This is a genomic window from Kitasatospora sp. HPM-01-4, from assembly GCF_051374625.1.
Classification (GTDB): domain Bacteria; phylum Actinomycetota; class Actinomycetes; order Streptomycetales; family Streptomycetaceae; genus Kitasatospora.
Genome location: NZ_JBPQGP010000011.1, coordinates 1 through 19674 on the forward strand (window position 1 = coordinate 1; position 19674 = coordinate 19674).

General features: G+C 68.1%; 9 protein-coding genes. 5 read left to right on the plus strand and 4 right to left on the minus strand.

Annotation, left to right across the window (positions count from 1 at the left end):
• Window positions 1–209 precede the first annotated feature (209 nt).
• The 5 genes from ACSMTC_RS40030 to ACSMTC_RS40050 all read left to right on the plus strand — a co-directional run bounded on the left by ACSMTC_RS40030 (window position 210) and on the right by ACSMTC_RS40050 (window position 5869).
• A complete protein-coding gene (locus tag ACSMTC_RS40030) occupies window positions 210–728 on the plus strand; it encodes a hypothetical protein (RefSeq protein ID WP_436565049.1) in 519 nt (172 codons plus the stop codon).
• A gap of 112 nt (window positions 729–840) precedes the next feature.
• Window positions 841–3321 (plus strand): helicase associated domain-containing protein, encoded by a 2481-nt coding sequence (locus tag ACSMTC_RS40035; RefSeq protein ID WP_436565050.1) that lies wholly within the window; start codon window positions 841–843, stop codon window positions 3319–3321.
• 760 nt (window positions 3322–4081) lie between these two features.
• The gene (locus ACSMTC_RS40040; protein ID WP_436565051.1) at window positions 4082–4444 is read left to right on the plus strand and encodes a replication-relaxation family protein; all 363 of its coding nucleotides are present in this window, start codon (window positions 4082–4084) and stop codon (window positions 4442–4444) included.
• On the plus strand, window positions 4438–4563 hold the full coding sequence (locus ACSMTC_RS40045; protein WP_436565052.1) for a hypothetical protein: 126 nt from the start codon (window positions 4438–4440) through the stop codon (window positions 4561–4563). The genes ACSMTC_RS40040 and ACSMTC_RS40045 overlap by 7 nt, the downstream gene beginning before the upstream one ends.
• 349 nt (window positions 4564–4912) lie before the next feature.
• Window positions 4913–5869 carry a replication-relaxation family protein gene (locus ACSMTC_RS40050; RefSeq protein ID WP_436565053.1) on the plus strand — a complete coding sequence of 319 codons (957 nt, stop codon included), beginning with the start codon at window positions 4913–4915 and terminating at the stop codon, window positions 5867–5869.
• 177 nt (window positions 5870–6046) lie between these two features.
• On the opposite strand, the gene ACSMTC_RS40055 is transcribed toward ACSMTC_RS40050, so the two are convergent.
• The 4 genes from ACSMTC_RS40055 to ACSMTC_RS40070 form a co-directional block, all read right to left on the minus strand.
• Window positions 6047–6199 (minus strand): hypothetical protein, encoded by a 153-nt coding sequence (locus tag ACSMTC_RS40055; RefSeq protein ID WP_436565054.1) that lies wholly within the window; start codon window positions 6197–6199, stop codon window positions 6047–6049.
• An 8-nt stretch (window positions 6200–6207) separates the two neighbouring features.
• Window positions 6208–6528, minus strand: a complete 321-nt coding sequence (locus ACSMTC_RS40060) for a hypothetical protein (protein WP_436565055.1) — start codon at window positions 6526–6528, stop codon at window positions 6208–6210.
• 178 nt (window positions 6529–6706) lie between these two features.
• Window positions 6707–7312 carry a hypothetical protein gene (locus ACSMTC_RS40065; RefSeq protein WP_436565056.1) on the minus strand — a complete coding sequence of 202 codons (606 nt, stop codon included), beginning with the start codon at window positions 7310–7312 and terminating at the stop codon, window positions 6707–6709.
• 1 nt (window position 7313) lies between these two features.
• Entirely contained in the window at window positions 7314–19103 is an 11790-nt protein-coding gene (locus ACSMTC_RS40070) for a LamG-like jellyroll fold domain-containing protein (protein WP_436565057.1), read from the minus strand.
• Window positions 19104–19674 lie beyond the last annotated feature (571 nt).

Below are 19674 nucleotides of genomic sequence, written 5' to 3' on the forward strand. Positions count from 1 at the left end.
GGGTGGTCAGGTGGTGGGGTCACTCGTTGGGGTGGTACAGGGACGGGCTTCGCTCGTTCTGTGCATCAAAGACAGCAGCCAGATAGGCTCTGGGCTGGTGGTAGGGCCCCGGGGGATTCTCGGCGGTTGCGTCGTCGTACGGTTCGGCCGCTCCGTATCGGCCCCGATAATTTCTCTCGAATTCGAGAGTGAAGCACGTGGAGGCAGACGTGGCAGGCAGCGAAGCTGACCAAACTGATTTCGCGCGGCGGCTGGTGCAGCGACGGGCTCAGGGGAAGTCGCCCGAGCAGATCGAGGCCGGCCGGTGGGAGGCGCAGGTCTGGGAGCGGGAGGCCGGCCGCATGGAGGACTCGGGGCTTCGCCCCATGTGGGAGGCAGCCGAGTGGGAGCGGATCGCCGCTCTCGTTGGCGCCGAGGGGTGGGCGGTCTACGACGTGGCGCTCGACGGGCAGGCCCAGGCCTGGATCACGGAACGCGAGGTCCTGCTTGCGGCAGAGCGGAAGTGGGCGGAGCGGGTCCGCCGGGAGCAGCAGGAGGCAGCGGAGCGGGTGCTGTGTCTGTCTCTGGCGGGGCCGGTGGGGCGGCGCCTGGAGGCGCTGGCGCGGGAGCTGGGTGTGATGCCGGAGCGGCTGGTGGCGGTACTGGTGGAGCACGTCCAGGGCGGCGGCGAGGGCCTAGTCCACGTGCCCGCGGTGGCGGTGGCCGCCGAGGAAAACCCCTGGCTGTGACAGCCGGGAAGGAACCGGCGCGTTTCCTCGCTGAATATCGGAGTCGATAGGAAACGGCTTGCGTCTGGCTCTGCCTGTGTCACACGAATTTCAGGAAAGGGAAACACGAATCATGGCGAAGAAGCTGCGCCTGAACCAGGAAGAGGCGTGCGATGCGTCGGTACGACTCCTGACGCCTCCGGCGTCGGGCCTGCTGCCGCCGGAGGGGCTGCGATGCCAGATCCGGGCGGCGACGGGCTCGGGGAAGTCGCTGACGGCCGTGCACGTCGCCGAGCGGCTCCGTTCGGAGCGGACGCTGGTGCTGGTGCCCTCGCTGCCGCTGCTGGAGCAGACGGTGGAGGTCTGGAAGCGGGAGGGCCACGGTGGCCGGATGGTGGGGCTCTGCTCGCTCAAGGGCAGCGAGCAGCCGGGGATCGCGTGCACCACGGACCCGGCGGAGCTGATCCGCTGGACGGCAGGCCCGGGGCGGGTGACTGTGTTCGCCACGTACGCCAGCCTGGGCCTGGGGCACCTGGAGAAGGCGCACCAGGCAGGTCTGGAGCCGTTCTCGCTCGCGGTCGTGGACGAGGCACACCGCGTCAGTGGCCAGGCTGGGAAGCCGTGGGCTGCGATCCTCGACAACACCCGGATCCCCTGCGACCGCAGGCTGTTCATGACGGCCACCCCAAGGCTGTGGGCCGTCAAGGAGCGGGACCGGGAGCGGGCAGCGGCGGCCGGCATCGAGTCGGCCGAGCTGATCGCCAGCATGGACGACGAGAGCCTGTCCGCCTTCGGCCCCATCGCCCATGACTATCCCCTCGGCCAGGCAGTCTCGGACGGCGTGATCGCCCCCTACCGGATCGTCTGCGTCGACGTGGCCGACCCCGTCCTCCAGGGCCTGGAACAGCGCGGTGCGAACGAGATGTCGGTGGAGTACCGGGGCGCCCGCCTGGCGGCCCTGCAGACAGCTCTGCTGACCGCCGCCGCCGAGTGGGACCTGGGCCGGGTGCTGTCCTTCCATCACATGGTGGCCGAGGCACGGGCGCTCAGCACCGGCCTGCACGACGTGGCCAAGGTGCTGAACGAGCAGGACCCCGCGCTGCACCCGTCCCCGGAGCTGATCGGCACGAACTGGCTGGAGTCCGAGCACACCGTCGCCGAGCGGCGCAAGACACTCGGCGACTTCTCCTCGCTGCTCGCCGACGACGGGCTACGGCTGCTGCGGTACATCCTCTCCTCGGTCAAGGTCTTGAGTGAGGGCGTCGATACCTTCGACTGCGACAGCGTGTTCTTCGCCGACGTGCGCGGGTCGATGGTGGACCTGGTGCAGGCGGTGGGCCGGGCGCTTCGGATGCGCCCGGGAAGTGGGAAGGTCGCCACGATCGTGGTGCCGGTCATCCTCGGTGCCGGGGAGAGCGGGGACCAGCTGCTCTCCTCCCGGGCGTTCGACGGGTTGGCCAAGCTGCTGATGGCGCTGCGCTCGCACGACGCGGCCGCCGTCGAGCGCCTGGCCCTCCCCCAGTCCGAGACCCGGCCCCCCCGGGAGCAGCGGCACGCCGGCGACCCGGAGGAGCGGCGCTCCGGCCAGGCCGGGGAGCAGCTGCTGCAGTTCTCCACCCAGCGCGATCCGGCCGTCATCGCCGCGTTTGTCCGCACCCGGGTGCTGGAGCCCGAGCGGGCCGAGTTCCGGCGGGGTCTGGAGGAGCTGCTCGCCTACAAGGCCGCCTTCGGGGATGTGAAGGTGCCGTACGCCTACCGGGCGCCGTCCGGGCACCGGCTCGGGGTGTGGGTGGCCGACCAGCGCCGTTACAAGGCCGCCGACATCCTGGACCCGGAGCGCGTCAAGGAGCTGGACGCGCTGGGCATGATCTGGTCCGCGTTCGACACCGCATTCACCGACAACCTGACCGCGGTGGCCGGGTACGCGGCCGAACACGGGCACGCCTGCCCACCGAACGAGGCCGTGTGGGGCGGGCGGCCGGTCGGGGTCATCATGAAGAACCTGCGCACGGCGCAGCGGCGCACCGAGGCCCTGGAGCGCCGGGCGGAGGCCGGCGAGCAGGGGCTGGACTGGGCTGGGGCGCTGACTGCCGAGCGGAAGGCGGCGTTGGATGCGATCGACCCGGCGTGGTGCCCCACCTGGTCCGTGGAGTGGCAGCGGTGCTTCGCCCTGGCCTGGCGGCACACCCGGGACGGCGGAACGGTGGCCGGGGCCGTTCCGGGCAGCGTCGTCGTCCAAGGCGAAGACCTCACCGGATGGGCCCGCGCCCAGCAGGCCGGCTGGGACAAGCTCAGCCCCGCCCAGCAGTGGGCGCTGGAGCACGTCCTCGGAATCGGGCCGCTGCCCGCCGAGCAGAAGCCGGCCGGGAAGGTGAGCCACGCGGAGAAGGAGCAGCGCAACCTCGCCGCCGCCGCCCAGTACTACCAACGGACCGGCAACCTCGATGTCCCCAGGGGGCACCGCGAAACCCTGGTCCTGGGCAATCCCAGCCGCCCTGACGGGATCGTCGAAATCTCGCTTGGCCTGTTCATCGCCAACAGCAGAAGCCGCAAAGCCACCATCCCCGCGGAACGCAGGCAACGACTCACCGAACTCGGCATGCGGTGGCAGTAGGCCGGCACTGGGGCGGCGGGCCGGGGACCGGGCTGGCGCGCCGAGCTGTCGCGCCCGGACCAGAGACGGGGGAAAGCACCCATCTGCGCAGCTCACAGCACACGACAGCACCCCACGCGACAGCAAACGCGCAGGGGGGGCGCGACAGCCTCCGGCGAGCAGCCGCCGAACGGCTCGACCGGCTCGCCGTGGTCCGGATCGACGGGGCGCTGACCCCGTCGGGCCCGAGGCCCGGCGAGAAGCGCTCCAGGCCGCCGCTGCCTGCCTGCGCCCACCGCGTCCGAAACGGCGGCAGCCGGGCCCGGCGGGGCGGCCAGGCAGCCTTCCGGGCCGCCCGCGCGCCGCGCCCGCCCCACCCCCACCGCGAGCGGCCGGCACCAGCCGGACGCGAGAGAAGAAAAGGCCCGCCGCAGGCGCAGCGAACCCTCACCGCCACCGCCCCACCCAACCACCACCCACAAAGCCAAGGACAGGAAGGGGAAAAAGAGGGTTGTCGAAGTAGTGAGTTTCGCCTTGACGGCCACTCACCACGACCCCTGACCTGGGATTATGACCGGAATCCGGGAGCTGCGGGCGGGAGGGGCGCCGACCGGTTGGTGCACCGGTTCTCACCACCGGTTGACGCACCGGTTAGTACACCCGTTGTCGGATCGTGACCGATACGGCCGGTCTTGGGGAGAAGAGTGGTGAGAACCGCGGGCTTCCATACGGTGCTCGCCGCCACCGGAGCGGCGAGCATCCGATCGTGAGGAGCCTCGTGATGGCGACGCCGCCCGAGATCGACCACCAGGTCGTGGCCGCGCTGTACCAGTTCCGGATGACCACCGCCGAGCAGCTGCGCGTCCTGCACACCCCCGACAGCAAGCCGGAGCTGATGCGCCGACGGCTGCGCCCGCTGAAGGACGAGGGCCTGGTCGAGGAGGTCGTCCTCCCGCAGGCCGGGCGGCTGCGGGCCTGGTACCTGACCGAGCGGGGCGCGCGGATCGCCTCCCGCTTCCCGGAGCTGGAGGGCGTGGCCTGTCCGCCGCTACCCTGGTCGACACCGGTGAGCGCGCCGCCCGGCAGCGGATCCGCGACCTTCAGGCCCTCGCCGACGGCCACCCGCTCGTCGCCCGGATGCTGATGACCGTGAAGGCCGGCGTGGCCCGCCTGGACGACCTGGAGCAGCACGGCACCAGCGCGTCGGTCTGGCACACCCTCACCGACCACACGCGGCCCCTGTGCGGGGCCTGGCAGCGGTAGGGCGCAGCGGGATGGTCCGGGCCAGGGCGGCATCAAGGTGCCCCGGCCTGACTATCAAGGAATCCGGGAGGACCATCAAGGTGCCGAGGCGGGCGGCATCAAGGTGTCCTGCCCCTCCATCGAGGTGTCCGCGGGGCACCAAGGTTTCCGGGCGCCGGTCACCAAGGAATCCGGGAAGGTCATCAAGGAATCCACCAAGGTTGGTGGCCTCACCTTGGTGGCGGCCGTTACGTGATCGTTGCGGCCGAGGGGGCTGTTCGCCAAGGGATCCGCCAAGGTGTGCGGGGTTCAGTTCGGCGACCGCGTGGGGCATCGGGCTCCGCGTCGAGCCGAGAGGGGTGCCCCTGCGATGACGACGGGCAGGAAGCGGGCGAGGACCGGGGCGGAGCCGGACAGCGAGACGCGGGAGGTGGAGATCACCTGGGCCGTCATGGCCGCGCTGTTCCAGTTCCGGATCGCCACCGCCGAGCAGCTGCGCCGGCTGGCCGCCCCGGACGCCGGGATCGAGAAGATGCGCTCGCGCCTGCGTCGGCTGCGGGTGGAGGGCCTGGCCCAGGAGCTGGTGCTGCCGCAGTCCGGGCGGGCGAAGGGCTGGTTCCTGACCGAGCACGGCACGAGGATCGCCGGCGCCTTCCCCGAGCTGGCGGACATCCCCGCCCCGCGGCTGCCCGGCGACGAGAGGGCGTTCAAGTACACGCTGTGGCACCAGCTGGACGTCGTCCGAACCCACCTGGCGTTCCTCGCCGACGCCCGCAAGCGGGGCGACTTCTACGGGCCGTTCGACTTCATCCCCGAGATCACCCACCGCTTCGCCGAAGGCCGCGAGGGCACAGTGCGCCCGGACGGCCTGATCTACTACGGCGTGACCGAGCCGGACGGCACCGCGCGGCTGAGGGCCTTCGTCGAGGTCGACCGCGGCACCATGAGCGCCGAACGCCTGGCGTCGAAGCTGAACACCTACGCCCGCTACTGGTCCACCGCTCCCCTGCCAGCCGGGGTGAGGCCCGGCACCACCGAGGCGCAGGGCGGCGGGGTGCCGATCTGGGAACGCCGCTACACGCGGTTCCCGCGCCTGCTGTTCGTCCTCACCGGCACCGGCGAGACCGGCTTCTTCAACCGGGTCAACCAGCTCCAGCTCCACGCCCACGACCGGCACATCGCCAAAATGCTCGCCACCGTTCCGGCCGGCGCCGCCCGACTGGAGGACCTGGAGACCGAAGGCTACGACGGCCAGGTCTGGTGGCCGCTGAACGACCCCGACACCGAGGCCATGCCCTGGTGGAAACTGACCGGCACCAGGCCCTGACCCAGACCGAGAGCCGTACCTTGATGCCCGGCCCAGGCTCCGGGGCGGGCATCAAGGTTGACGGAGGCGAGCATCAGGACGGGGCGCAGCGGTCAGGTTTCCGGGCCGGGTGGGATGCCGACGTCGTAGCGGTCGAAGAGTTCCGCGAAGAACCGCTCCAGGAGCGGGCGGGACGGGTCAGCCCGTGACAATCCCGGCACGCTGGCGGAGCGCGTCCAGGAGCGCGCTCCGCTGGCCGGTCAGCTTCCCATCGGCGCGGGCCGCCACCTGCTTGCGCAGCCACGTACCGGGCCGGAACGCCGAGTCGTCGCCGAGGCCGGTACGGTTCACCGGACCGGTCAGAGTTCCACCAGCGGCGTGCCCCCGCTATCCCAGGAGAAGACGGAGGCCCGGCTGCGGGTGGGCGCGTCACGCCGCCGACGCGGCAGAGGATCTTCTCCCAGTCCGTCACGCCTTTGCGGTAGCGCTTCTGGCGGCAGGCCGTCGAGCAGGTTCTGGGGCGACTGCCGAAGCTGGAAGCCGGGCGGATCGGGGGTGCCGTACTCGGCGCACTCGATCGTCTCCAGGATCTGCCGGAGCTGGATCGGGTCGCGTCCGGTGACGGCGGCGATCCGGTCCCAGGCCGGCGCCCTGCGGTGAAGCGGGGTTCGGTCAGGCATTTCCGCAGGTAGACGCCCTTCACGCCCTCAGTCGGGCAGAGCGGGTGCAGGCCGGGGTGCGGTCGGCGGTGGCCCACCGATCTGGTGGGCCACCGCCTCGTCTCCCTAACGACCGGTGCGGATAGCGGTCGGTCAGAACGACGTGTCCCTGCCGCTCCCAAGCCGGAACCTCAGCAGGTCAGTCCCAGGGATTGACCCCCAGCTCCCAAGCGGCTTCCTCGTCCTTGTCATGCAGGAAGCGCGGTCGGGAAATGTCCCGAAGAGAATCGTCGCTGATCGGCCACTCCTCGAACTCGTCACGGAGCAGCCTGAGCAGGAACTCGGCCATCCCACCGGGATACACCGACCAGGCGAGCGTGCTGCGCGAGTACACGGCGACCGGCCACTGATCCGCAGCCGGATCTGTGGCGATCCAGCAAAGCGTGTCGGCCGCAGCCGTCTCCCCCCAGATGAGCAGGTCCTCCAGGCGGTGACGTCCCGTCTGGGAAGGGTCGCTCCACCTGTTCACTGTGTCATCGGCGAGCGCCTCTGTGGAGAGCGGCGACACCTTGTTCTCGTACAACTCTTCATGAGTGCTGGCGGGAATACGGATGCCCACTACCTCTTCGATCGAGCCACTGCCGAACGCCGTCACAAAGGCCTGATAGTCGGCTGGGAAGGACCTGCCGTACACCGCTTTGACCGCATTCCAATCGAGGCTGTCTCCGTAGGTCGGTCCGATGCACGTCAGAAACTTCCTGATGTCATCCATGACATTTCGCACGTGGGGCTGCTTGACGTTCACTCTATGGCTCCCATTCTGTCGGCGCGTCTTTACCCATGTTGCGCCATCCCCCGCCTTTAAGGCTGTACATGTCATTGGGTACGTAGTCATCGAAGAGAGTCACAGTACCCACGCCCGGGGTGTACTCGGTGGCCTGCATGTGGAAATCAGTCGGGACTACCCTGCTTCCGTCATAGTCCGGAGTCACCCGGTAGTGAACGACCACGTTGTCGTTTTTCAGAGCATCTCGGACGTCCTTCTCGTAGCCGGCCATATTCTTGGTGTGGTGCTCTGGTCCCCTCAAATCCATACGAGTGGAATTCGCCGTACGGGAGCACGTAGCGAGATTCTCGTAGATTGTCCCTTCGCCGCCGAGCGAACTGGCCAGCAGGTGACAGGCGTTGCGCCACAGCCTGGCTGGCCCGTTTCCGAGCTCATACGCGTAGCCCGCCGCCCACGCATAAGCGGGCGGTGTCACCGCATTGCTGCCGGAAACCTTGGTACCGGTGCCCTTGTTGGCCTCGATGAACGCCTTGGTTAGACATGCCTCCACACCGGTGGCACGGCTGCCGTTGGCGACGTCGACCGGCGAGTATTGGCGCCATCCGCCACCGAAGGCGCTGCGGCAGTCACCTTCATCGTCCTGTGTACCACCGCCCACCGGTCGGCCAGGGTCCGGGCCAGTGAGAGGAAGGCCCTGGACCGTGAAGGCCGTTCCGGGGGTCACGGTCGCGGTCCCAGCCTGAGTCTGGCCGTTTTCGGGCCCTGAGTTGGCTCCCGGGGTGACGGAGCCGCCGTCGCTTCGCGCGTCGGTCGTGCCGGGCTTGACGGTGGTCTGGTTGACCCGGCGCGGCGGTGGTGGCGGTTCTACGGGGCGTTGCGTGTCGCAGCTACTGTGGCTACTAGCGAGGGCTGCTAGTCCAACGCCCAGTTCGGGCAAGCTCAGTCCGCCCAGCCAGCCACCAAAGGCATATCCCGCTCCGAAGGCGAGCCCTCCCATGTCGGCGTAAGCGTCATACTGACTGCTCAACGACCACGGTGAGGTGTATGGGTCGTACGTCGAGAGCCGAAGTCGTTCGCTGGCCAGGTAGGACTGGACGTTGTAGCGGTTGGGGTTCAGCCAGGCTCGAGCAGCCCGAGCGTAGTCGTCCGCCTTCCAGGAAGGCGTACTTGTGTGCACGGGTGTCGGGGAGTCGTCGTAGCCCGAGTCGTCATCGTCGTCGTTGCTGCCGCCACCACTGCCGCGGAAGTGGACGGGCGGCACGGTCCAGCAGCTGCTGTGTCCGCTGGGGTCGGCGTAGCTGAGCGGGTCATCGCTGGCGTAGGCGTAGCGGTTGGCTGTTACGGAGCTGTCGGGGGCGAGGTTCGCGGTGTCGCGGCTGGTGAAGTTTGCGGTCCCGGGGTTGTACCAGCGGCTGGCGGTGCTGACCTGGCCGGTGGTGCTGTCAGTCCAACCGCCTTGGTAGCCGAGGTTGTGGGTGGTGCCGGTGGTGGCGGTGGGCTTGCCCCAGGGGTCGTAGGCGGTGGAGCTGTTGGGGGCGGTGCTGGTGGGGGTGAAGGTGGCGATGAGATCGCCGTGGAGGTCGGTGTAGGCGAGGTTTCCTGTGGTGCCGTTGCCAATGGCGGTGAGGTTGCCGCCGGGGTCTCGGGTGTATTTCTCGGTGCCGTCGGAGGTGAGGGAGTTGGTGGTGGCGTCGTAGGTGAAGGTGTGGCCGGGGGCTTGGTTGAGGCGGCCGAGGGCGTCGTAGGTGTAGGTCTGGCCGGCTTGGCTGGTGAGTTCGTCGTAGGCGTTGTAGGTGGCGTTGGTGGTGGTGCTGCCGGTGGTGCTGGCGGACTGGGTGCCGCGGGCGGTGTAGGTGTAGGTGGTGCCGGTGCTTTGGCTGGTGATCTGGTTGCGCTGGTTGTAGGTGGCGGTGGTGTTGCCGTTGGTGGTGAGGTTGCCGTTGGGGTCGTAGCCGTAGGCGGTGGTGGCGGTGCCGTTGTTCCAGGTGGAGAGGCGGCCGGTCTGGTCGTAGGTGTAGGTGTGGGTGGCGGATCCGGCGAGGCCGTTGGTGGTCTTGGTCTTCAGGCGGCCTGACGGGTAGTAGGTGTAGGCGAGGGAGGAGACCGTGGCGCCTGTGGTGGTGGTGAGTGCGTCGTTGGTGACGTTGTCCAGGTCGTCGTAGGTGAGGGTGCGGGTGTCGCCGTTGCCGTACTGGACGGTGCTGACCTGGCCTCGGGGGGTGAAGCCGTAGGTGAGGGTGCTGCCGGTCTGAGGGTCGGTGAGGAGTTTGAGCTGTCCGGCGGGATCGTAGGTGAACGTGGTGGTTCCGGCTTCGTTGGTCTGGGTGGCCAGTTGGCCATCCGGGTTGTAGCCGTAGGTCGCGTTGCCGGCTTGGCCGTTGGCGCTGATGATCTGGTTGCGATCGTCGTAGGTGTAGGTCTGGGCGCCGGTCGGGGTGGAGAGGCTGGTGAGGTTTCCGGCGAGGTCGTAGCCGAAGGTGCGGCTTGGGGTTGGGGCTTCTCCGCCGGTCCCGGTTTGTTGGGTGAGGCGTCCGCCTTCGTCATAGGTGGTGCTGATGGTGACGCCGCCGGGCTCGGCCATGGTGACGGGCGTGCCGAGGATGTTGTAGCTGGTGATGAAGACTCGGTCGGCCAGGTTCGGGTAGGCGGGGGTGGCTGGTTCGATGGTGGATTCGGGCAGACCCAGGCTGTTGAAGGTGTAGTAGGTGGTGTTGGTGTTGCCGTCGGTGTAGGCGGTGCGGTGTCCGGCCGGGTCGTAGGCGAAGGCCGTCGTGATGGTCTTGCCGGTGGCCACGGGTTCGGTGTGGGTGAGCGGTCGGCCGAGTGCGTCGTAGGTCGTGGTGGTGGTGTTGCCGTCGGCGTCGGTGGCGGTGATCGGGTTACCAGCGACGTCGTAGGTGGTGCTGGTGCTGGCCAGGGTGGTGCCGGTGCTCGACAGCTTGGTGGTGCCTGTCACGTGGCCGGCGGCGTCGTAGGTGATGGTGTTGGAGGGGCCGGTGTCCCCCGGCTTGTTGCCAGGGAGGGCAGTTCGGATTGGCTGCCCGGCGAGGTTGTAAGTGGTGGTGGTGGTGAAGGTCAGCGGGTTGGTGACACTGGTCTGCTCGCCTGCGGCGTTGTAGGTCACCTTGTTGACGGCGCCGGTGGGGCTGGTGGAGCTGATCTTGTTGCCTGCGTCGTCGTAGGCGTAGTTGGTGGTGAAGACGTCCGTGTTCTGTGCGGGGTGGCGGACCAGCTGGGAGAGGGTGGCGGGGCGTCCGAGATCGTCGTAGGTCGACTGGGTCTGCGCGCCTGTGGGGCTGATGACGGACAGCAGTTCACCGTCGAGGTCGTAGGTGCTCAGAATCTTGCGGGCGGCGCCGCCGATCGGTGGCAGGTCAGTTTCGACCAGGTTGCCGAGCTGGTCGTAGGTGTTGGTGGTGATCTGACCCTTGGCGTCGTGTGCGGTCTTGACCTGGCCGAGCGGGTCGTAGTCGATCTGGGTGACCGGGGTGATGGATGAGCTCTGGCCGGGCGGTGTGTAGGTGTTCTGGGAGGTGGAGTCGTGCTGGCCGGTGCTGTCGTAGGTGCGGGTGAAGGTGGTGATGTTGCCGTTCGGGTCCTGGCTGGATATCGGGTTGTCGAAGATGCCGTAGCCAGTACGGGCGATGGCCCGGCTCTGCGGGAGAGTGGTGGCGGTGCCGGTCGAGGTGTTGAAGACGGTGCTGGCCGCCGGGGGGCTGGTGGTGACAGTCAGTCGGCCCAGGGCGTCGTGGGTGAACGTGGTGGTGTACGCGGTGGGGTCGGCACCAGCGACGTTGCCAAGCGGGCTGATGGTGGTAAGGGGCAGGCCCCGCTGGTCGTAGGTGTTCTTGACGACCGTGTCGGCGCCCTGGTTCTTCATGGTCTGAGTGAGGACCTGGCCCAAGGGGTTGTAGGTGTAGTCCGTTTCGCGGGTGTCCTTGCCATCAGTAAGGACACTGGAGAGTGTGTTGCCGCTGGCGTCGTAGGTGTAGGAGGTGGTGCGGTTCAGTCCTGCCGGGTCGAGAGTGCCGCTGGTGAGGCGGCCTGCGGCGTCGTAGGCGGAGGTGACGGTGGTCTTGCCGCCTCCGGTGACCTGCTGGGTGAGATGGCCTGCGGCGTCGTAGGTGTTCTTCTGCTCGACGATGTTGCGCTGGCTGCCGTCGGTGTTGTGGTAGCCGTCGAGGTCGACCTCGGCAACGGAGTTGTCGTCGTTGTAGTAGGTGTGGGTGGTGCGGCCCATCGCGTCGGTGACGGTCGCCAGGCGGCCCGCGGGATCGTAGGCGCGGGATTCGAGGAGTTGGAATCGCGAGGTGACCGGGGCGGTGGGACTGCCGGTGTAGTTGCTGATGGCGGTTCGCAGTGGCCTGCCGACGCCGTCCCAGTTGTAGAACCACTTGGTGCCGGCGGCGTCGGTCTTGGCGGTGACGTTGCCGAACGGGTCGTAGGTGTAGGAGATGCTCTGCCCGGCCGGGTCGGTGGTCTTGGCGACGAGGTTGTTGGTGGTGTTGTAGGTCCAGGTGATGGTGCGGGAGGCATCGCCACCGGTCGTGTCGGCGATGGTTTGGCTGGTCTGGTTGCCGTCGGTGTCGTAGGCGATACGGGTCTGGCGGGTGTGGACTGTGCCGGTGACCGCGTCGGTGCTGCTGGGGTCGGTCTGGGTGAGCAGGTTGCCCTGGCCGTCCCAGGTGTAGGCAGTGGTGGTCGGTCCGGTGCCGCAGTCCGCGCAGTTGCCGGTCTGGGTCAGATTGCGGCCGAGGTTGTCGTACGTGTAGGTGGTGACCAGGCCGGAGGGGCTTGTCGTTCTGGTGAGGTTGCCCGCCTGGTCGTAGTCGTAGTGGGTGACCTGGCCGCCCAGTCCGGTGCTGGTCGAGGGGAGGGCGGCGGGTTGGAGGCCGCTTGATCCGACGGCGGTCTCGGTTCCGGTGGTGTAGGTGGTGCTGCTGGAGCGTCCGTTGGGGAAGTCAGGGGTGGCGGGCAGATGGGTGGTGATCAGGTCGCCTGCCGCGTTGTAGGTATAGCTGGTGGTGTAGGTGCTGTCCTGGTCGTCCCTGGAGCGGGCGTCGCTGGAGGTCAGCAGGTGGTCGTTCTGCGGGTTGAACGGGTTGACGGTATCGAGGTAGTAGCCGGCGTAGGCGGTGTGGCAGTCGGCCGCGGTGGTGCAGGTGGTGGTGGAGACGGTGTTGCCGCGGTCGTCGTGCCCGGTCGTGATGGTGTGCCCGTTGGCGTCGGTGACGCTGTAGAGGTAGCCGTGCGTGTCGTAGGTGTATCGGGTGGTCTCGCCGGCGAGGTCGACGGCGGTGGTGAGCTGTCCGGTACGGGTGTCCCAGCGCCAGCTGGTGACGTAACCGCCTGAGGCGGTCACGGACGCGTACGTGATCTTGGTGGGCGAGGTGGCGCTGCCCATGGCCTTGTAGTGGGCGCTGACGGCGTCTGCGGTCAGGCGGGTCTTGTAGGAGGCGACTTCGGCGATGGAGCCGTTGAAGTGTCCGTCGGTGCTGGTGGGGTGGTTGGGCCAGCCGCCGTCGGCTGTGCCGGCACCGACGTACACGTAGGCGGAGCCGTTGTAGTAGACCTGGCGGGCGGTGTTGCTGGTCGCGGCTTGGGCACCGTCGAGGTAGAGGGTCTGGCCGCTGTCGTCATCGGCGAGGACGGCGTGGTGCCAGTTGCCGTCGTTGACGGTCTGTGAGGAGTTCAGTGTGGTCGAAGCGTCGCCTGTCCACAGATCGCCATACAGCTTGCCGTCGCTTCCGACGTACAGGGCCGGGTTCCAGAAGTCGCTGTTGGTGTGGGCGGCACCGAGGGGGAAGGACTGGTAGCCGTAGAGGGTGCCGGACGTGGTGGTCTTGAACCACAGCTCGATGGTGTTCGGGCCCGCCACTGCGGCGGCTGTGGCGGGGAGTTGTACGGAGGAAGTGGTGCCGTTGAAGGTGACGGCGGTGCCGTCCGCGCTGCCGGAGGGGCCGGTTGTGCCGAGGGTGGTGTTGGTGTAGGTGCCGTGTTCCTGGTTGGGCAGGGCGGTGCCGAGTTCGTCCTGTGCGGTGGTGGCACCGGCCGCCTCGTCCAGGCGCCAGTAGGCGGAGGGGGTCGTCAGGGTGACGGCGGCCCGGTAGTTGGCGGACTGCGACACGGCTTCGCCGGCCGGGGCGGTGGCGGCGGTGTAGTGGCTGGCGACGGTGCTGGCCGCCATCGCGTACGGGTAGTAGGAGAAGTCGGCGATCTGCCCGTTGAAGTGGCCGCTGATGTCGGTGGGGGCCTTGGGCGATCCGTTGTCGGTGCCGGCGCCGAGGTAGGCGTAGGCATCTCCGCAGTAGCGGGTCAGGCCGGTCACCGGGGTGCCGCTGGGCTGGCCGTCGATGTAGAGCTGCTGGGACATGCTGCTGCCCGAGCCTGAGGCAACGAGTGTGGCCATGTGCCAGGTGTTGTCGTTGACTGCCTTGGCGGATACGGCAGTGTTGGCGCCGCTGCCGTTCCACAGCTGGCCGTGCAGCATGCCGTCGGTGCCGACGTACAGGGCCGGGTTCCACCAGTCCGCACCGGTGTGGGCGGCTCCAAGAGGGAAGGACTGGTAGCCGTAGATCACGCCGGGGCCGGCGGTCTTGAACCACACCTCGACGCTGGCCGTGCCTCCAGTGACGGGGACGGCGGTCGCCGGCAGTTGGACCTGCGAGGTGGTGCCGTCGAAGGACGCGGCGGTGCTGCCGCCACTCGCGTACGGGCCGGCGGCGCCGAGGGTGACGTTGCTGTAGGTGCCCTGGTTCTGGGAGAGGGCAACGGAGGATAGGAGTTCGTTCGCCTGGTTGCCCACGGCGTCGTTCAGCCGCCAGTAGCCGGTGGGCTGGGCATCTACGACGGCGACGTCGTAGATGTGAGCGCCGTTGGTGGTTCCCTGCTTGTAGAGGTCGGCGACCTTGTTGCCGATGCCGTGGTTGAAGGTGGCCACGTCGGCGATCTGGCCGTTGAAGTGCCCGGCTATGTCGGTGGGCGCGGCTGCCCAGCCGGTGGCTGCTCCGGCGCCGATGTAGACGTGGGCCCGTCCGTTGGGGTGGATAGCGGCGTTGAGCGGTCCGGCGGCCAGCTGGCCGTCGAGGTAGAGGCTCTGGCTGCTGGGGGTCTCGGCGGACAGTGCGGCGAAGTGCCACTTGTTGTCGGTCACCGTGGTGGTCGACACCAGACTCTTGCCCGAGGTACCGGCCCACAGCTCACCGTGGAGCATCCCGTCAGTGCCGATGTACAGGGCCGGGTTCCAATCCAGCCCCGTCGCGGCGGGCACGCCGATGGGGAAGGACTGGTAAGAGACCAGGACGCCGGGCGAGGAGGTCTTGAACCACACGCCGATCGCGCCAGGGCCGGCGGAGGGGGCGAACGCCGCGGGTATCTCGGCCCACGAGGTCGCGCCGTCGAAGCCGGCCGCACCATTCGAACCGGTCATCGGTCCGCTGCCGCCGAGGGTGACGTTGGAGTAGCTGCCGTTGTTCGGGGTCGGCCGGGGTACGGCGACCGTGTTGGCGGCCTGGCTTGCAGCGCTCTCGGACAGGCGCCAGTAGCCGGCCGGGCGGGAGCCCAGCACTGCGCTGCGGTACTCCTGCTCCGACCCGGACACCGAGGGCGCATTGAGGTTCCACGTGCCGCCGTTGGCGTCGGTGACCTGTGAGGCGCGGTCCTTGACCGTGTCGTAGGTGACGGCGAGCTTGGACTTGCCGGAGGGCAGTGTCACCGCGGTGAGTTCGGAGGACGGGGTCGTTGCGGCGGTCCACTGCGAGGCCACTGCGGGGGCGCCGAGCGCGTGCTGGTAGAAGGCCGCCTCGGCCAGCTGGCCCGAGAAGTGGTTGTTGCCGTCGGCGGCGGCGGCCGGGGCGGCGGGCCATGTGCTGCCCCGGGTGTAGCCGGCGCCCAGGTAGGTGAAGTCGTTGTCCTGGTGGTCGATCGCACCGCTGAGAGTGCCTACTGCGGCGCCGTCCAGGTACAGGGTCTGGTTGTCGCCGGCGCCGGAGAGGACGGCGAAGTGCCAGGCGCCGTCGGTCACGCTTGTGGTGCTCGTGATGGGGTTGATGCCGATCGCCGGACCGGAGAACTCGCCGCGCAGCTTGCCGTCGCTGCCGATGTAGAGCGGGGCGGAGGAGTGCGAGGGCGCGCCCGACAGGGCGCTGTTCTGGTAGCCGACCAGGACGCCGGGCGCGGTGGTCTTGAACCACAGTCCGATGGCCAGATAGCTGTTGCGCAGGGATGCGTTGGGGAGGGTGACGACGGAGGTGGTGCCGTCGAAGGTAGCGGTGGTGGTCGCCGATCCCATCAGCGGTCCGGCTGCTGTTCCAAGGCCTATGCCGCTGTAAGTCGCCTTGTCCGTGCCTTGGTTGGCGATCACCTCACTGGCAGCAGTCGTCGTCCCGGTGGACTCCCCCAGTCGCCAGTACGACGAGGGGTCGGCGTCCAGGACGGTGGAGCGCAGGTGGGATCCGGAGGCGTAGGTGTACGCGGTGCACGGCCTGGTGGTGGTGTCGGTCCCCATCGGCGGGGAGCACACCTTGGCCAGCTGGTCCGAGTTGAACGAGTTGTAGGTGTAGGTCCAGGTCTGTGCGGTGCTGGTGTCTGAGCCCGTCGCCGGGTCCGTGGACACCGATGCGACATGGTGGCTGTCGGAGGTCCAGGTGAAGTGCAGTACGCGGTTGGAGGCTTGGTCGGTGACCGTGTCCAGCTTTCCGCCGGTGTAGTGCAAAATCTGGCTGTGATGCTCCCGGTCGGTGATCTTCGAGAGCAGATAAGCCTGGCCGGCTTGCTGGTTGAAGGTGTAGACGTTGGCTGCCTTGTCGGCCAGGACCCAGCCGCCACCGTTCGCCGCGGCGGCCAGCGTCTCGAACTCGCCCGCTGCGGAGGTGTACAGCGGCATGGCGGTGGTCGTCCGGGTCGGCCCGGACCACTGTCCGGCCGAGTGGTACAGGTACTGCACACCGGTGGCCTTGTCCACCGCGATCAGGTCGGTTCCGGTGTCACCGGATATGCCGCCGACCGCTGCGAGGTTGCGCATGGTGTTCCAGCCCGTGCCGATCTGGACCCGATCCCCCAGGGTGGAGGTACCCAGGGCGGAGCTCCCCCCGCCCGGGTACAGCCACAGCTTGCCCGTGCCGTTCTCGACCGCTACGACGTCTCCCTTCCCGTCGTGGTTGAAGTCACCACCTATCAGGTTGCTCATGCCGTTCCAGCCGCCGGTACCGATCTGCACCCGGCTACCGAGGCTGCCGTCGCTGTTGAACGGGTAGGCGAACAGGTAACCGGTGCTGACCTCGGTGGCGACCAGCGCCTTGGATCCACCTGCCACCAAGGCAGGGGTGACCGTGAGGCCGCTCATGCCGTTCCAGCCGCCGCTGCCGATCTGCACGCGCGGCAGGAAACCGCCACCGGCGACGCCGGGGTAGAGCCACAGCGTGCCGTCGGAGGGCTGGACGGCAACCAGGTCCCCGATGCCGTCGCCCGTCACATCTGCGCCGGTGAGCTGGGACATACTGTTCCAGCCCCCACTGCCAACGAGCCTTCGGTTGGCCGCGGAGAAGTCGGGCCCCGGGTAGAGCCACAGCTGACCGGTGCTGGAGTCCACCGCCACGGCGTCGTCGACGCCGTCACCGGTCTGGTCGCCGATCCCGGTCAGCTGGGTGAGCTGGAAGTCATTGCGGCCAAAGCGCTCGGCACGACCACTGGCCGTGGTCAGGACAACGGAGCCGGTGCTGTCGCCGTCCGGCACCACGCTCATGTCGTAGGGGGACGACCAGCCGGACCCGAAGAGAGTCGAGGTGCGCGGGTCGAGGGAGTTGTAGGTCCGATCCACGCCCAGCTTCGGCCCGATCGCCCTGACCATGGCGTCGGTTGCCTCAGTGGTGTAGTTGCCGACCTGCGCGTCGAAGTTCCGCGTGGTGCCATTGCCCACCGCACCGCCAAGGCGCGAGGTCACCAGCGGCTGCTGGACCGCAGTGCGCAGCGGGATGTCGTTGGCCCAAGGGCTTGAGGCTAGGCCGTCAAATAGGCGCACGGTCCAGGTGTAGGCCTTGTTCCAGGCAAGGACGCCGGTGGGTACCGACCAGGACTGGTTGGCGACCCAGCCGGAGTCCGCGAGGACGGTGGTGCCGTCTTTGATCTGGAACTGGTACTGCAGGCCGGTGCCGGGGTAATTGTCGGGGTCGTGCCCGGTGGCGTAGAGCTGCGGGGAGAGGGTGCCGACGACGGTGTTACCGAGTGGTTCGACGCTGTCGATCTGCGGTGGGATGTTCTGGGCGCTGACCCAGGTGCAGTTGCGGTACGGCACGTTGTAGGAGTCGTGCAGTGACGTGGTGCCGTTCACGTAGCCGTCCCAGCACATCTGGTACGTCTGGCCGAGGGGGAGAGGCGGGATGACACCGTTGACGGTCACCTGCTCCCCGGTTTTGACCGTGCCGGGGACTCCGGTGAGCGGGTCGTTGCCGATGGACTGCTCGTTCCAATTGGCGTCGAAGAAGCGGGGCTTGATCTGCATGCTGGTGGAGTTCCACCAGTTCGCCGCCAGGTTGGTCAGGGTGACCTGTTGAGTTCCGGAGGCTGTAGCGGTCGGAGGCGTGTAGGAGCCGCTGGTGGAGTAGTCGGCGGCCCAGTCGCTGTAGGTGACCGAGAGGTAGGGCGGGTAGTTGGTGTTGACGCTGTCGAACACCTTCCAGGAGTTGGAGTCGCTGCTGCTGGTGGTGACGGCCAGGCCATGGTTGTCGCCGCCGTTGGACCAGCTGTTCACCAGCTGGGATCCGGGGTCGGTCGGATTCCGGCCGATCGGGATCTCTTCCATCTGGATGCCGTTGGGGCAGGTGTCGCCCGCGTAGAAGGAGGCTTGGCCGAGCTGCTGGCCGATTGACAGGCCGGGGAAGGTGGAGATGGACCCGGGGCCCCATGAGCTGTCGATCTGGCTGACGTAGACCGGCCTTGCGTCGCACTTGAAGGAGTGAATGGTGGCCAGGTGTACGGAGGCAGCGACGACGTAGTTGCGACCGACCTGGTTGGCGACGTCGGGGAAGTACAGGTAGGTGTTGGCGACCTGGCCGCCCCCGTTGTAGGTACCGGCCTTGAGGACCGTGTCGGAGGAGAAGTTCGCGGTGACTCCGGTCATCACGTAGGTGGACTGGCCTACGTTGACGTTGGCGGACGTGGTGGGGTCGACCGTCACCGGGAACACGCGTGTCTTGTCGTGCAGCCACGTGGTGTCAAGGTCCATGCGGAGGGCCTGCTTGCCGCCGACTTCGATGAGCCGGTACTGCACGCCGCCCGAGATCGCTCCGTCTCCGGATACGGGGTTTTTGGCGGAGTCTTCCATGAAGCCTGCGGGGATGGTAAGTCGCAGTGCCCCGGCTTGGTCTGTGAAGCGGACCTCGCCGTGCTGCCCGACGGAGGCTTCCAGACCGGTGAGATCGAGCGGGAATATCCAGCTGCTTGGCGCGGTGGCATCGTGAAGGACCAAGGACTCCTTCACACCGTTGGCCAGGGCGTTGTAAACGACGTCGGCGGACGGCGCTGCCAGCGGGTAGGTGACCTTGTCCTGCGTGACATGAGCGGCGACCGGTCGGACGTCTTGCAGGGAGTAGGAGATCTTGTGGCTGGCGTCGAGCTGCCAGGTGGTCAGCGCGGCTGCGTCGGACTTCGGAGCAAAGGTGGGGCCGGCGTTGTTGGCCTTCTCCTGCCATTGGCCATCCGCCCCCTGCACCAGCGTGGTGTCGATGTCAGCCCAGGAACCGTCCGACTTCTTGAAGTGGACAGGGCGGGAGTAGACGCGCACTGTCTTGGTGCCGTCGGTGTTGGCGAACACCGAGGTCGTGGCCGTGCGCTGCGACTGGATCTCGGTAGATCCCGCATCCGGTTCACCGGCTGTCTTCGCTGCACGTTGGGATGGCTGGAGTGTGGAGGGAGGCTGCACTCGCTTACCTGGCACCTCTTGCTGGGTGCCCGTCGACGGGTGCCCGGTGCCAAGGTCGTGGACGTCCTGCGCGGGCGGTAGCTCGCCGTCTCCCGGTATGTGCGGTTGCCCTTGGTGCGGTTTGTCCTTCGTCTCAGTCGCCGCCGAAGCAACGGATCCCGAGTGTCCGTCAGCTGAACCGCTCAACTGCCTCGGCGTGAGTGGCGTGCTCAGGTTGGGTGGGGTGTGGGCGGCCGCGAAGGCCATCGCGTCCCCGGCTCCGGGCGCTACCAGGACTGCCAGAGCGGTCAGGAGGACGGTCAGCCGGGTGCCTTGGCCAGCGGAGTGGGCGTTCATTCCTTTCGCACGAGCGGCGGAAGATGCGAATGACGTCACATGAAACCAAGCGCGGCGCACTGCCGTCTCCCCACAGAGTAGTCACACCACCCCTGTGGTGATCGACAAGCGATCGTTCTATCCAGCG